At 45.5% G+C, this 14,952-nt stretch carries 15 protein-coding genes, 1 tRNA gene and 1 pseudogene; 13 read left to right on the top strand and 4 right to left on the bottom strand.

Annotation, left to right across the window (positions count from 1 at the left end):
• Positions 1-306 precede the first annotated feature (306 nt).
• From rsgA to CPG39_RS10620, 3 genes are read right to left on the bottom strand one after another with little or no spacing between them, the layout of a single operon-like run.
• Positions 307-1,200: a ribosome small subunit-dependent GTPase A gene (gene rsgA / locus CPG39_RS10630; RefSeq protein ID WP_096293382.1), complete on the bottom strand. Its 894-nt coding sequence runs from the start codon at positions 1,198-1,200 to the stop codon at positions 307-309.
• Positions 1,197-1,538: a 4a-hydroxytetrahydrobiopterin dehydratase gene (locus CPG39_RS10625; RefSeq protein WP_096293380.1), complete on the bottom strand. Its 342-nt coding sequence runs from the start codon at positions 1,536-1,538 to the stop codon at positions 1,197-1,199. The genes rsgA and CPG39_RS10625 overlap by 4 nt, the downstream gene beginning before the upstream one ends.
• Entirely contained in the window at positions 1,535-2,791 is a 1,257-nt protein-coding gene (locus CPG39_RS10620) for a M48 family metallopeptidase (RefSeq protein WP_096293378.1), read from the bottom strand. Before CPG39_RS10620 ends, CPG39_RS10625 begins: the two co-directional genes overlap by 4 nt.
• A gap of 92 nt (positions 2,792-2,883) precedes the next feature.
• On the opposite strand from CPG39_RS10620, the gene orn reads away from it, so the two are divergent.
• Both orn and CPG39_RS10610 read left to right on the top strand, forming a co-directional pair.
• Positions 2,884-3,429, top strand: a complete 546-nt coding sequence (gene orn / locus CPG39_RS10615; protein ID WP_096293377.1) for an oligoribonuclease — start codon at positions 2,884-2,886, stop codon at positions 3,427-3,429.
• A 116-nt stretch (positions 3,430-3,545) separates the two neighbouring features.
• Positions 3,546-3,959 carry an EF-hand domain-containing protein gene (locus CPG39_RS10610; RefSeq protein ID WP_096293375.1) on the top strand — a complete coding sequence of 138 codons (414 nt, stop codon included), beginning with the start codon at positions 3,546-3,548 and terminating at the stop codon, positions 3,957-3,959.
• Between the two features lie 183 nt (positions 3,960-4,142).
• On the opposite strand, the gene CPG39_RS10605 is transcribed toward CPG39_RS10610, so the two are convergent.
• On the bottom strand, positions 4,143-5,546 hold the full coding sequence (locus CPG39_RS10605; protein WP_096293373.1) for a M16 family metallopeptidase: 1,404 nt from the start codon (positions 5,544-5,546) through the stop codon (positions 4,143-4,145).
• 76 nt (positions 5,547-5,622) lie between these two features.
• On the opposite strand from CPG39_RS10605, the gene ftsY reads away from it, so the two are divergent.
• The 11 genes and pseudogenes from ftsY to CPG39_RS10550 form a co-directional block, all read left to right on the top strand.
• On the top strand, positions 5,623-6,648 hold the full coding sequence (gene ftsY, locus CPG39_RS10600) for a signal recognition particle-docking protein FtsY (protein ID WP_096293372.1): 1,026 nt from the start codon (positions 5,623-5,625) through the stop codon (positions 6,646-6,648).
• A gap of 27 nt (positions 6,649-6,675) precedes the next feature.
• Complete coding sequence (ftsE, locus tag CPG39_RS10595; RefSeq protein WP_096293371.1) at positions 6,676-7,329, top strand: cell division ATP-binding protein FtsE; 654 nt, start codon at positions 6,676-6,678, stop codon at positions 7,327-7,329.
• Positions 7,326-8,237 (top strand): permease-like cell division protein FtsX, encoded by a 912-nt coding sequence (ftsX, locus tag CPG39_RS10590; protein ID WP_096293369.1) that lies wholly within the window; start codon positions 7,326-7,328, stop codon positions 8,235-8,237. Before ftsE ends, ftsX begins: the two co-directional genes overlap by 4 nt.
• Before the next feature lie 116 nt (positions 8,238-8,353).
• The gene (rpoH, locus tag CPG39_RS10585; RefSeq protein WP_013648747.1) at positions 8,354-9,199 is read left to right on the top strand and encodes an RNA polymerase sigma factor RpoH; all 846 of its coding nucleotides are present in this window, start codon (positions 8,354-8,356) and stop codon (positions 9,197-9,199) included.
• An 83-nt stretch (positions 9,200-9,282) separates the two neighbouring features.
• Positions 9,283-9,375, top strand: a tRNA-Ser gene (locus CPG39_RS10580).
• Positions 9,376-9,574: 199 nt separating this feature from the next.
• Entirely contained in the window at positions 9,575-10,762 is a 1,188-nt protein-coding gene (locus tag CPG39_RS10575; protein WP_096293368.1) for a tyrosine-type recombinase/integrase, read from the top strand.
• Positions 10,763-11,020: 258 nt separating this feature from the next.
• Complete coding sequence (locus tag CPG39_RS10570; RefSeq protein ID WP_096293366.1) at positions 11,021-11,245, top strand: helix-turn-helix transcriptional regulator; 225 nt, start codon at positions 11,021-11,023, stop codon at positions 11,243-11,245.
• A gap of 2 nt (positions 11,246-11,247) precedes the next feature.
• Positions 11,248-11,640, top strand: a complete 393-nt coding sequence (locus CPG39_RS10565) for a hypothetical protein (RefSeq protein WP_096293364.1) — start codon at positions 11,248-11,250, stop codon at positions 11,638-11,640.
• A gap of 93 nt (positions 11,641-11,733) precedes the next feature.
• Positions 11,734-13,233 (top strand): IS21 family transposase, encoded by a 1,500-nt coding sequence (gene istA / locus CPG39_RS10560; RefSeq protein ID WP_197702909.1) that lies wholly within the window; start codon positions 11,734-11,736, stop codon positions 13,231-13,233.
• A complete protein-coding gene (gene istB, locus CPG39_RS10555) occupies positions 13,226-14,035 on the top strand; it encodes an IS21-like element helper ATPase IstB (protein ID WP_096291694.1) in 810 nt (269 codons plus the stop codon). The genes istA and istB overlap by 8 nt, the downstream gene beginning before the upstream one ends.
• A 149-nt stretch (positions 14,036-14,184) precedes the next feature.
• A pseudogene (locus CPG39_RS10550) lies at positions 14,185-14,423 on the top strand (integrase core domain-containing protein); the annotation flags it as partial.
• Positions 14,424-14,952 lie beyond the last annotated feature (529 nt).

Below are 14,952 nucleotides of genomic sequence, written 5' to 3'. Positions count from 1 at the left end.
TGAGTAGTGATTATCGCATTGGCAATGGCAATGGCATTGGCACAGCTAAAAAACTTATCGGAAAATGTTACGACTCTGTGGAACATCCATTCTTTCTTCTGTTCCGCTCATATATGCAGTCCAATCGGATCAAGAAAAAAAGAAAGCCATATCAATAAGGAATAGCCTAAGCATTTATACGGACTGGGATTTTAATGTATATCTTCCAACAATGCCAACGATTTGAATCGACGGCAACGCCTTCATCTTTGCTGTCAGCAAAATCGCTGCATCGAAATTATCATTTCAAATCCAGCGCTGTCTTAATTATCGCTGCAAACGATGATAAAAGCCAAGTCTCCGGGAGTTAATTTTTTTTTGCTGCACAGCTTGTACCACCGCGCAACCGGGCTCAGTGATATGACGGCAATTATTGAATTTGCATTGCCCGAGGTAAGGGTGAAATTCGATGAACCCCCAGGCCAAGCTTTCTTCTGTAATATGATCCAATCCAAATTCCTGGAATCCGGGAGAGTCGATGATAGCGCTATTGTCATCAAGGGAATAAAGCTGCGAATGCGTGGTCGTGTGGCAGCCGGAATCCAGTGCTAATGAAATCTCTGCCGTGGCGCGCCGAGCTTGCGGAACCAGTGCGTTGAGCACGGTGGATTTGCCCATTCCCGATTGACCAGCCAGCACACTGAGATGGTTTGATAAATAGGGTCTTAACGCTGAAACATCCTGCAGAGCGCACAATGGCAGTACACGATAGCCTAAATCCCGGTAAAGCGACAACGTTTCCATCGCAATGTGCGCCGGTTCAACCAGATCGGCTTTATTCAGCACAATCAATACCTCGATATCCTCGCTTTCCGCCGCGACCAGGCAGCGGTTGATCAATTCCTCGCTAAAGCTGGGAATCGCCGCAACGACAAGGATGGCTTGCGTCACGTTGGCGGCAATGATTTTTTCCTTGAATGCATCGCTGCGATATAGTAATGAAGTGCGCGGACAAACCGTTTCGATGACACCTTGCTCTGCGGCGGTCAGCTGATATTCAACCCGATCACCGCATGCAATACCGCCTTTTTTGCCACGCATGACACAGGAAATGATTTCACCGCTCGCCGTTTTGATCGAATAGTGCCTGCCAAATGCGGCAATTACCTGTCCGGTTGGATACTGCGTCTGCTGCTTGGTTCTATTGGGACGAAGGTTCAAATTGAAAATAACGTGTCAATTTTCGCCGCACAGATGAAATCATTTTCGGATAAACCACCAATGGCATGTGTCGTATACGTAACCACGCATTGGTTGTAGCCAACTAACATATCGGGATGATGATCTTCGCGGTGCGAAATCCATGCCACCGCATTGACGAACGCCATCGTTTGATAATAATTCTTGAACTCATAGGTCTTGGCAATCTGCTTGTCCTGCAATTGCCAGCCATCGAGCTGCTTCAGATAATCAGCAACCGTAGCAGCTGACAATGGCGGCACACCGCCCTCGCACGGTTTGCATTGTTTGGATGATAAATCACATGCGGTATTGTTCATGCTTGCTCCTGACTTTGTAAATGTGCTACCCGGATGGATGCCGGCGGATGTGAATCATAAAAAGCCGAATGCAGCGGATCTGGCGTGAGCGTTGCTGCATTATCCTGATACAGCTTGACCAGCGCATGAATTAAATCATCCGCCGATGCATTCCGCGCTGCGTAGGCATCAGCCTCAAATTCATGTTTTCGTGAATAAATACTTGATATTGGATGTAGCAAAAAGGTAAAAACAGGCATCACCAGAAAAAACAGCAGCAATGCCATCGCAGTCGACGGTACGGAAGCAACTTCAACACCCAATCCTGCATAGAACCAGCTCTGTTCCATCAGATAGCCCAGAATCCAGAAAAATGCCAGACTCATCGCAAATGAAATCACAATGCGTTTGATTACATGACGATGCTTGAAATGTCCTAATTCGTGCGCCAGGACGGCTTCAATTTCGGCGGGATTCAAACGCGCCAGCAGCGTATCAAAAAATACGATACGTTTGGTTTTGCCAAATCCGGTGAAATAAGCATTGCCATGATTGCTGCGGCGTGAGCCATCCATCACGAACAGTCCGCTGGCTTTAAAACCACATTTATTCATCAATTGCTCGATGCGCGTTTTAAGCGTAGCATCCTCCAACGGAGTAAATTTATTAAATAACGGTGCGATCCACGTAGGAAAAATTGCCAGCACAAATAAGTTGAAAGCAATCCAGGCAAACCAGGCATACACCCACCAGCTTTCCCCCATTTTTTCCATCAACCACAGTACGAAAAACAATAAAGGCGCGCCCAGCAATAAGCCAAGCGCGGATTGTTTGATCAAATCGGTAAAAAACATCGCCGGTGTCATCTTGTTGAAACCAAATTGCTCTTCGATTACAAAAGTACGGTAGTAGCTTAAGGGTATTTCAGCGACACTCATTATGAAAAAAGTGCTGATGATCAGTACCATGCCATGCGCCAAAGGATCATTTAACCAATTGGCCCAGAATTCGCTCAAGATATTTAATCCGCCGCCGAGCGTAAACACAAGCAATAGAGCGGCATGAATGAGTATGCCTGGATATCCTGCACGAGTTTTTGCGCAGGTATAGTCGGCCGCCTTTTTATGATCAGCCAAGCTGATCTGACCGGCGAATTCTTCAGGCACTCTGTCCTGATGAATACGTACATGACGGATATGCCGGACTGATAGCCAAACCTGAGTTAGCGTGGTAAGTAATAACGCAATCAAAAAAATCAATGTAAATATCTGCATAGTATATAAATCGAATACAAAAGTTTATAAAAGTGACTGACTAAGGGCAATATGACACAATTAAACTCATTGCATTCAAATTTTAGATAATTATGGCACAAGATAATAATAACCTCATCTGGGTCGACATGGAAATGACCGGACTCAATCCAGATAACGATCGCATCATTGAAGTCGCTCTAGTTATAACCGATTCACAACTGAATACAGTTGCCGAAGGACCGGTTCTGGTCGTGCATCAACCCGATGAAATACTTGATGGCATGGATAAATGGAATCAATCGACCCATGCCAAGTCGGGCCTGATCGATAAAGTTAAAGCATCCACACTGAAGGAAGCCGAAGTAGAAGCACAGATGGTCGAGTTTCTAAAATTGCACGTACCCTCGGGAATCTCTCCGATGTGCGGTAATTCCATCTGTCAGGATCGGCGCTTTATGGTTCGTTCGATGCCACAATTGGAAGCCTATTTTCATTACCGCAACCTGGATGTCAGTACTTTAAAAGAGTTGGCGAAACGCTGGAAGCCAGAGATTGTGGCAAATTTTTCTAAAAACAGTAAGCATGAGGCTCTCGCAGACATTTATGATTCCATTAACGAACTTAAGCATTACCGGCAGCACTTCATCGTTACCTGAAAATGATGGCAAGACTCCTGTGAGTTAATTTAATTTCCGAACTTTAAAGATTTGTTCGTTTCTAAAACACGAGGTTTCACAAACCTTTTCACTCAATCAATATTATGGAGAACAAGATGCATCTAAAAAGAAACTTGCTTTCAATCGCTATCGGAACTGCTTTTTTAGTTACGCAATTTGTAACTCCGGTCATCGCTGCAGATACCACTCAAGGCAGCAACCATCCGCAACAAAGCGGACAACATTCAGAACATAGCCATGGCAACACAAAATCTGAAGGTCAACACGATCATGGCCACAAATGTGAGCATAAAATGTCATCAGTAGATACAAATAATGATGGCAAAATCAGCAAAGAGGAATTCATGAAGCACCATGAAGCCATGTTTGATAAGAAAGATACCAACAAAGATGGTTTTCTGGATGAAACAGAAAGGCGCAACATGAAGGAAAAAATGCATAAACACATGCACGATCATGGCAAAAAACAGCAAAACGGCGATCATGCGCACGGAGATAAAAAGGAATAACCCGCTATATAACTTTTTCTTCGACAGCGGTCCATTAACTCTTTTAAGACGGCTGTCGAAATTTCAGTTCAATCCGGATAAACGCTGAAAAACTCGCATCTGTCATCCAAAAATGCAGCAAAGAAATTTCTAACAATCAATGCAATCCTTACTATGTTCGGAATGACGCGTGTTCAGCGCTTCCTAGTGTCTTAAACCGCCGGGAATTTTTTTCGGAGCTTTCTGTTCCAATGGCTGCGGATCCAATACCGCGACTGTCAAACCTTCATCAGTAAAATATTTCTTTGTTACATCGCGTATCTGTTCAGCAGTAACTGCTTTTAACTTCTCCAGGATGGTATCCGTATCACGATAAGATAATCCAGTACTTTCCAGTCTACCCAATTGCATAGCTTGAGAAAAAGTGGAATCTCGCTGATAGACATGACTCGCAATTACCTGAGCTTTCACTCGATTTAGTTCTACTTCCGTAACACCTTCTTGAATAATTTTTTCGATCTCGGAGCGCAGTGCCTGCTCCAAGTCAGCTACTGTTTTGCCAACGCCAGGCACTGCACTCAGAAAAAAAATGCTTGGGCCGCGCGCAATCGCACCATACCCCGCACTGGCAGAATTAGCGACTTGACTTTCGCGCACCAACGACTTGCTCAGTCTGGCTGAAGCATGGCCATCCAGCACCCCTTCCAATATCTCCAACGCATAGGGTTCCCAGTCTTCATTAACATTTTTTATTGCAGGCGCATGAAATCCCATGATGAGATAAGGCAACTCTGCCGGTGCTTTGACGGTTATCCGTTTAGTGCCTAATTGTGGTGGTTCGACCTGTGGTTTACGAGCATCTATCGCGAATAAAGAATGTGATTGAATTGCACCATAGTATTTTTTTGCTAGCTGAAATACCTCGTCTGCATCAACATCCCCGACGACAACCAATGTTGCATTATTAGGTGCGTACCAGCGGTCATACCATTCCTGCGTATCTTCCACGCTCATATTTTCCAGATCATTCATCCAGCCAATAATCGGATTTTTGTAAGGATGAGACTGAAAAGCAACAGCCATCATTTTTTCATACAATAGCGAACGCGCCTGATCATCCGTACGCAATCTTCTTTCTTCCATTACAACTTTGATTTCTTTTTCAAATTCTTCTCTGGTTAAAATTAGATTGCGCATTCGATCCGCTTCCAATTCCATGGCCATCGGCAAATGATTTTTATGCAATTGCTGGTAATAAGCCGTGTAATCGTAACTCGTGAAAGCATTCTCACGCCCGCCAGCAGCTGCAATTTTTTTTGAGAACTCGCCATTGGGAACTTTCTCTGTGCCTTTGAACATCATATGTTCCAGAACATGCGCGACACCGGTTACGCCATTGACTTCATCAATGCTGCCTGCCTTGTACCAGATTTGTGTCACCACAACCGGTGAACGATGGTCTTGTTTTACAATCAATTTAAGGCCATTATCGAGCACATATTCATACGGATTGGCATATGCTGATGATGAAGTCAGCGGATTGATCACCAACAAAAATCCACAAATTGAGAAAAAGTAAAAAAAAGTGATACGGTAATCAGATATCATTTTTACCAACCTAAAGTGAGTAAACAGAATAAAATTGAAGTTTGAGAATTCCTCTGCATATTGAGAGCCTACCAGAATGTTTAGTTTTTTTAAATCCAAAAAAGATCTTGCGGATCCGAACGAAACTCCAGTCGAATCCGTAGTGGAATCCGAGTCTCCACCGGCAGAATCCATCAGCTTCGCCAGCAAGCTTAAACAAGGCCTTTCACGCACTCGGCAAAATCTGGGGAAACAGCTATCGGGCTTGTTTGGCGGCGGTAAGATTGATGAGGAACTGTACGAAGAACTGGAAACTATCTTGTTAACCTCCGACATAGGTGTCAACGCAACATATCAATTACTTGAAAACCTGCGCAAACAAGTCAAGCGCAATGCATTGACAGATTCCATACAGTTAAAACACGCGCTTAAAGAATCACTGATCGCCATGCTGGAACCGCTAGCCCAACCACTGGATACCACCAGGCATAAACCTTTCGTCATCATGATAGCGGGTGTCAATGGTGTAGGAAAAACAACTTCGATTGGCAAACTTGCCAAATTCTTTCAAACCCAAGGTCAATCAGTACTACTGGCTGCCGGCGATACTTTCCGTGCGGCTGCGCGCGAGCAATTGATCGCTTGGGGGGAGCGGAACAATGTTACCGTTATAGCCCCGGACAGCGATCCCGATAAAAAAAGCGATCCGGCTGCTGTAATTTATGATGCCGTCAACTCAGCCAAAGCGCGCGGTATAGATATCGTACTGGCGGATACGGCCGGACGCTTGACTACCCAGCTGCATTTAATGGAAGAGATTAAAAAAGTGAAACGCGTGATTGCTAAGGCCATGCCGGACGCACCGCATGAAGTGCTGCTGGTATTGGATGCCAACACGGGACAAAATGCAATTACGCAAGTAAGCGCCTTTAATGACGCGCTGAATGTTACCGGGCTGATCCTGACCAAATTGGATGGCACCGCAAAAGGCGGGGTAGTCGCAGCTATCGCAGGACAATATCCTGAGAATCCTCCGGCATTGCGTTTTATTGGCGTGGGCGAAGGTTTGGATGACCTGAGACCATTTGAGGCCAGAGAATTCGTTGAAGCACTTCTGGATTAAGCGCTACCAATGGATAGCAGAAACCCTATGATTGCTCTAAAAAATGTCTCCAAGCGCTATCCCGACGGTTATATTGCTCTGAACAACATTGAACTTGCGGTGGAATCCGGCGAAATGGTATTTCTGACCGGTCATTCGGGCGCCGGTAAAAGCACATTATTAAAGCTGATTGCGGCAATAGAATGTCCGACTTCCGGCGTAATCACAATCAGTGGGCAAAATATAGCCCAACTCAAACCCGCCGCGATTCCCTATCTAAGGCGCAAGATCGGTTTCATTTTTCAGGATCACAAGCTTCTGTTTGACCGCAATGTTTTTGAGAATGTTTTATTGCCGCTGCAAATCAGCGATTTTGATAGCAACACGGCGATGTCCCGGGTACGCGCCGCTCTGGATAAAGTTGGCCTGTTAAAAAAAGAGAAAGTCATGCCCATCACTCTATCCGGTGGTGAAAGACAACGGTTGTGTATCGCGCGTGCAGTCGTTCACCGGCCCGCTATCCTGATCGCCGATGAACCGACAGGTAATCTGGATGCTGAATATGCCCGAGATATCATGACCATGTTCAAATCGTTCAATCAGGTAGGCGTCACCGTCCTGATCGCAACGCATGACGCTTCCCTGCTGGAGGATACGCAACACCGGATTCTGTCACTCAAACAAGGAAAATTAGCCGCATGATCCGCGCATGGCTGATGCAACATGGGATTGTATTTTTTTACACATTCAAGCGACTGGCCTCCACACCTGTTACCGCTCTGCTGAGCATCACTGTGATGGGTATCGCGCTTAGCCTGCCGACCGGCGTCTATGTACTGATGGAAAATTTGCAATCCATATCCGGCCAAGCGGCGGGTTCCCCGCAAATCAGCTTGTTTCTTAAACAGGATGCGCAGAAAGAAGATATCGACAAAATCCAGCAACGCCTGCAAGAAGACTCACAAATCGTGAACTATCGATTTGTTTCCAAGAACAGCGCACTAACTCAGTTACAACAAAGTAGCGGATTTACCGATATCACCGCCAATTTGGCCTATAACCCCCTTCCGGATGCTTTTGTCGTCCATACTCGGGAAAATACATCAGACTCGCTGGAACAATGGAAATTAACTCTGCAGAGCTGGCCGGAAATTGCGCATGTACAATTTGACTCCGCCTGGGTGGATCGCCTGAACGCACTGCTTAAATTGGGGCGCTCGGTCGTGCTCATGTTAGCTACATTGCTAAGTATTGCAATCGTTGCGATCATGTTCAATACCATCCGCCTGCAAATTCTGACTAAACGTGATGAAATCGAAATATCCAAACTCATTGGCGCAACCGATAGTTTTATCCAACGTCCTTTTCTTTATTTTGGCGCCATTCAAGGATTGTCCGGAGGCATTACAGCGTGGCTCATCATTACATGGGGCATCGCTGTACTAAATGATGAACTCATGCCTCTCGCTCAGCTTTATGATCTTGATATACAACTGCAGCACCTTTCTCTACAAGACAGCATCAGCCTGCTATTGTTTTCTGCTTGGCTGGGATGGTTAGGTGCACGCATTTCTGTCGCAAGCCATCTCTGGCAAATCGAACCTGAATAACTCGGAAGAATTTATAACGAAACTTTTTAAATATTTGGCACTCACAGCATGAGAGTGCTAGAATAAAACATAGTTATATCACATAGGCACAAACCTACTATCAGGAGATTATTACAATGACGAATGCTTTAACACTACCTACCACGGGTGGAAGTATTGAAAGTTATATTCAGTCTGTTAATTCTTTCCCTATACTTACACAGGAAGAAGAAACCAGTTTGGCACGACGACTATGGAATCGCGGTGATATCGAAGCTGCTCAGCAGTTAATTATGTCTCATCTGCGTTTTGTAGTGGCGATAGCGCGTGGGTATAAAGGCTACGGTCTTCCACAAGCTGATCTGATTCAGGAAGGAAATATCGGCCTGATGAAGGCAGTTAAACGTTTCGATCCAGAGCGGGGAGTGCGGTTGGTGTCTTTTGCCGTTCATTGGATTAAAGCTGAGATTCACGAATTCATCATGCGTAACTGGCGTTTAGTCAAAATTGCCACCACCAAGCAGCAACGGAAATTATTTTTTAACCTGCGCAGCATGAAGCATGGCCTGGACACGATGAATCCGCAGGAAGTGGACGCAATGGCAGCTCAATTGGGTGTTAAAGCTGAAGAAGTCATTGAAATGGAGAAACGCTTCAACGGTTCGGATATTTCCCTTGAACCCGTCTCTGAAGATGAAGATGACACATTCAGCCCCATCAATTATCTGACAGATGGCACAGAACCGTCGCAGCTCCTGGAAAAAGAACAAATCACCCACTTGCGCGAGAAAGGATTGCAGAAATCTCTTGATTGCCTGGATAAACGAAGCCGCCACATTATAGAAGCCCGCTGGTTGAGGGAAAAAGATACCGCAACACTGCATGATTTGGCCGATGAACTGGGTGTATCGGCAGAGCGTGTTCGTCAGATTGAGGTCAAGGCGCTGCAGAAAATGCGCGGTGCCATAAAAGTTTCTGCATAATATAAAGGTAAATTATCCTCTAAAACACTCACACTCGCTCGATATCTTAAGAGAGTCCAGCGGGTGTCGAGTTTCTAACAACCGGAGAGGTACCGAAGCGGTCATAACGGCGCTGACTCGAAATCAGATGGTCAGGTTATCTTGACACATGGGTTCGAATCCCATCCTCTCCGCCACAGATACACCAATAAACACCCAGCAACACCAATAAGACCCGTATAAATGATAAGTTTATCGGGTTTTTTGTTATCCGTAGCCAACCCTGTGAAATGTGAGTAACAAGATAAATTTGTGAGTAAGTTAGTGAGTAACTATAATACTTGCATAAATGTTACTCACATATTCACGCAAACTACCGGTTGAAGGTGTTTTCACATGAAACTGACAGATTCAGAGATTAAGGCGGCAAAACCTAAAGAGAAGCCCTACTCACTTCCTGATGGTCATGGACTGGTTCTCATGATTCAACCTTCTTGTGCGAAATGGTGGCGTTATCGTTACCGTGTGAATGGCACAGCCAAAATGCTCTCATTGGGTGTTTATCCGGATGTGACATTAAAAGAAGCACGCAATCAGCAAGCACGATTTAAGGAATTATTGGCACAGGGTGTTGATCCTTCATTACATAGGCAAGAACAAAAGCAACTGGAAGCCATAGCGGCAACCAATAGTTTTGAATCTGTTGCGCGTCTTTGGTGGACTCAATGGAGCGCAGCACGTAATCAACGCCATGCAAGTTATACAATCCGTCGACTGGAAGCGGACATCTTCCCGATCATCGGTAGAAAGCCTGTTACTGAATTAACCGCACCCATGTTATTAATGGCAATCAAGAAGATTGAATCACGCGGCGCGTTAGATATTGCCAAGCGTGCATTAACCAAATGTGGTCAGATCATGCGCTATGCTGTTGCTCACGGGCTGGCAGAACGCAATCCAGCGGCGGATATCAAGCCTTCTGATGTACTTACACCTACAAAGAAAACCAACTATGCAAGGTTGGATCAAAAAGAGCTACCCGAATTACTTCAAAAGATTGATACATACGACGGCCAACCACTCACCCGCTTTGCATTGCAATTAATGGCGTTAACGTTTGTGCGAACCAGTGAATTAATTGGCGGCAGATGGGAAGAAATAGACCTTATTAAAAAGCAATGGCGTATACCGGCTGAACGCATGAAGATGAAAACCCCGCATATTGTACCTTTATCGGATCAGGCCATTGCAGTATTAGAGAAAATAAAGAATCTGGCGGCTGATCAAATCCTGCTGTTTCCCAATGAGAAAAGAAACGGCAAATCAATGAGCAATAACACCATACTGTTTGCATTGTACCGGATGGGTTATCACAGCCGCATGACCGGACACGGTTTCAGAGGGATAGCGTCGACGATTCTTCACGAACAAGGATTCAATCACGATCATATCGAATTACAGCTTGCTCACACTCAACGCGATGCAGTGAGCGCGGCTTATAACCATGCGCTCTATCTGGAGCCACGTACGCGCATGATGCAGCAATGGGCGGATTATGTGGATAAGCTAAAACGCAATATATAGCAAACTATTGCAAACATAATTCAACATATGGTATAGTTAGCCAAGTATCGCACAAGTCGATTTTAAAAGATAAACCTTATTAACACATAGTGGGCGATATCCATTTTTTCTATGCTAGTGAGAGATTAAACAACTAAAGGAGAAACGTAAGTATAGCTATCAAATAAACTTGTAATAAGAAGTAGATAGGAAAGAAGCTTCAAATTCCCATGACACATGATCAACCTAACGCCGTGATGGCGCTGGAGAAAAGTAGACATGAAAGAAATTTCAAATTCACCTGACACAATTCCAAAGTTAGGCAAATCCCGTTGGTCGAAAATCGCTAAATTTTCACCATTTTCTAAAGAAAAATTCAGACAGTTATCAAAAGCAGGAAAAGCACCGCAGCCAGAACGCATGGGCGTACGCTGCACTTTCTATGATAACGCAGAACTGCATAAATGGCTGGCCGACCCAATCAATTATCGGGTGGAGGAATAATCATGTACACAAATGGGAACGCCAGCGGACAGGCTGGCGAGAATGATTTTTCTTCAACAAAATCAAGCTTTAATTATACCAGTTTTGATATAGAGTCTCAATTTCGTCAAGCGATGCAATTAGCTGGGATTGATTATTCTGGTGAAATTATTGCTGATGGTCGATTGCACAGAATCCACATTGAAGGACACAAGCGCGGCAATTTAAACGGTGCTTATATTTTGCATCTTGACGGTTGCCCAGCCGGTTGGTTTATGGATTACAAAACCAGCATTTCTCAAACATGGAGAAGCGGGAACAATCCTAAAGTTTCTTGTGCTTTAAGGAAGCAGATAGAAGCAGCCAAGCAGCAGCGAGAAACAGAGATCCGCCTGTTGACACCGGTCGAAAATTGACCAGAAAAGGCTAGTTGTAACGGTTGAAAATTGACCAGGTAATTTCCGTATCCTGCTTAAATTTTAGGCAGGAGAATTTAAGAGGTGATTACCATGGTTATGTATGCAAAGATACGACGGATGTTTTACCGTGAACATCTGTCAATTAATGAGATTCAACGAAGAACGAGTTTGTCGCGGAACACGGTCAAGAAGTGGTTGAAAGTGCCAAGCGACAGCGCGGTTAAATATCAAAGGGCGAAGAAGCCTGGCAAGTTGACACCGTTTGAATCCAGGTTAATGTTAGCGCTGGAAGCGGATGCGCGTCGTCCGAAGAAGGACCGGCGCACGGCGTTGATGTTGTTCAAAGAGATATTGAACGAGGGTTATACAGGCGGTTATACGATTGTATGTGACTTTGTTCGCAACTGGCGCAATCAAGGGAATCAGAGTAAAGCGGCGTATGTGCCGCTGAAGTTTGCGCTGGGTGAAGCATTCCAGTTTGACTGGAGCGAAGAATGGCTGGTGATCGGCGGCATCCACCGCAAGGTACTGGCAGCCCATACCAAGCTATGCGCCAGCCGTACTTTCATGTTGTCGGCTTATCCGTCACAAAGTCACGAAATGCTGTTTGATGCGCATACCCGGGCATTCACTACTTTTGGTGGTGTGCCGAAACGCGGCATTTACGACAACATGAAGACCGCCGTGGACAAGGTGTCTAAGGGCAATGGACGTGTGGTGAATACGCGCTTCTTTGCGATGACGGCACATTACCTGTTCGATCCTGATTTCTGCAATGTGGCTTCCGGCTGGGAAAAGGGTGTTGTCGAGAAGAATGTTCAGGATATGCGCCGCCGCATATGGAATGAAGCCAAGCAACAACAGTTTGGCTCATTCGATGACTTAAACAGATGGCTTGGAACGCACTGTCGCGGACTGTGGTCTGAAATCGAGCATCCGGATTATGCGGGCATTACCCTTGCCGATGCACTGGAACAAGAACAACTGTACCTGATGCCGATGCCAGCACCGTTCGATGGCTATATCGAAGTATTGGCGCGGGTATCCAGCACGTGTCTGGTTACATTACTGCGCAACCGGTATTCCGTTCCCTGTCGTCTGGTCAATCAGGTGGTGGCCGTTCATCAGTATGCCGACCGTATCGAGATCGTCCATGACAATGCCGTAGCAGCCTGTCATAGTCGTCTGATGGATAGCGACCAGGTCAGCTATAACTGGCAGCACTATATCCCGGTCATTGAGAAGAAACCGGGGGCCTTGCGCAACGGTGCGCCATTCGCCGAACTACCGGCACCTTTGCTGCAACTGCAGATTGCACTGAGGCGCAGAGAACGTCAGCAGGCCGATCGAATCATGGCAAAAGTGCTCAGCCTGGTGCCGACGCATGGGCTGGAAGCTGTGCTGGTCGCTGTTGAACTGGTGCTGGAATCCGGCGTGCCCAGTGCCGAGCATGTTGCCAATGTATTGGCACGGCTGAAATACACCGACGTACCAGCGTCAGTGGAAACAACACTGAAACTCAATGAAGAACCGCAGGCCGATACGGCGCGCTATGATCGTTTGAACACCAAAGAGGTGCCGCATGTCTGACATACTTGCGCAATTCAAAGCGCTGAAATTATATGGCATGGCCAGCTCCTATGCTGAACTGAGGCAACAGAATACGCCCGATGTCGCTGACAGTTTTAATTTCGCAGACACACTGCTAAACCAGTTACTCCAGGCTGAAACAACCGAGCGCAACCTCCGTTCCATTCGCTATCAGACACAAGCTGCCAGATTCCCGGTGCAGCGCCACTTACAGGGCTTCGACTTCAGTCAGTCCAAAGTCGATCAGCAACTGATTCATCAGCTGGCTACAATGGAATTTACAGCCGCTGCACAGAACCTGGTGTTGGTCGGCGGCACCGGTACTGGCAAAACACACCTGGCCATTGCCATCGGCACTTCAGGCATCCAGCATCACAATAAAAAGGTACGCTTCTTCAGCGCCATCGATCTGGCCAATAGTCTGGAACAAGAAAAATCAGCGGGCAAACAAGGCAGGCTTGCCTTGCGGCTGTTGCAGATCGACCTGGTCATTCTCGACGAACTGGGCTATCTGCCATTCTCACAAGCCGGTGGCGCACTATTGTTTCATCTACTCTCCAGGTTGTATGAACGTACCAGTATCATTATCACCACCAACCTCGCATTCGCAGAATGGAGCATCGTATTCATCGACGCCAAAATGACTACAGCGCTGCTGGATCGACTCACACACCATTGCCACATCATCGAAACCGGCAACGAGTCTTTCCGCTACAAACAAAGTACAGCCAATGCAAAGATCAGAATACAGCAGCGGGAAAAAGAAAAATATTCTCCAGAAGAAAATCTGGTCGATTCGTAGTCAATTACAACAAACTAAAACATCAACAGGAGGCAAATTACCAATCCAGTCTGGTCGACTTATCCACAGATGCGTAGTATCCTGCGCTCTATTTTCCCCTGGTCAAATTTCAACCGTAATGGGTGGTCAATTTTAAACCGGTATCAACACAGCTTGATTACATTCAGCCAGGAAAGCCACAGCAAAATGCTTATGTAGAACGCTATAACAGAACTGTTCGGCATGAATGGTTGGAGATGAATGACTTTGCAACCATTGAAGAGGCACAACTCACTGCGACACAGTGGTTATGGATTTACAACCGAGTATGGCACTTGGAGGTATCACGCCAGCAATGAAGTTGGCAGAAGCTTTAAAACTAAAACCTTCTACTGCAAGCTCCTGTTAAAAATGGGAGGATTACCGATTCATTTTAACTTTACGACAAAATTGTAGCTTAGGAGGAAAGGGGCAGCTCATTTCTACGCACGCAACGCTTAATGAAGCGGTAGAAAAAGCGCATAGTATGCAAACACCGCTTTCCTATTTTCAAATCAAAGATATTTTCCAAGACCTCACCTACACTGCGAAATAGAGGCGTTACTCAATGCCCGTCTTTATGGCGGGTTTTTTTATTTAATCCAAACGCATCATGTCAACATCAAAGTAGTTGACTCGTTATTGAAATTACTCGCTCATAGCTTTATCAGTTAGTCAGTCATTTAAGCCATGTTGATTGGTAACTGACTCATCCAGTACGCACCTTTTGGCATTCACAAAGCCATGCGTACTGGTTTTTTATTATGGGTAAAGTAATTTATTGTAAACCTAACTCAGAAAGACGGGTAACACTGTGCCACTCAACTTTACCCAGAAATTAGAGCTCTAGCTAAATGTATAAGTAATAGAACAAATAGTAGAACAGCATCAAAGAAGAA

It is taken from the genome of Nitrosomonas ureae (genome assembly GCF_900206265.1).
Lineage (GTDB): Bacteria > Pseudomonadota > Gammaproteobacteria > Burkholderiales > Nitrosomonadaceae > Nitrosomonas > Nitrosomonas ureae_C.
This window is presented reverse-complemented; position numbering and strand designations above follow the sequence as displayed.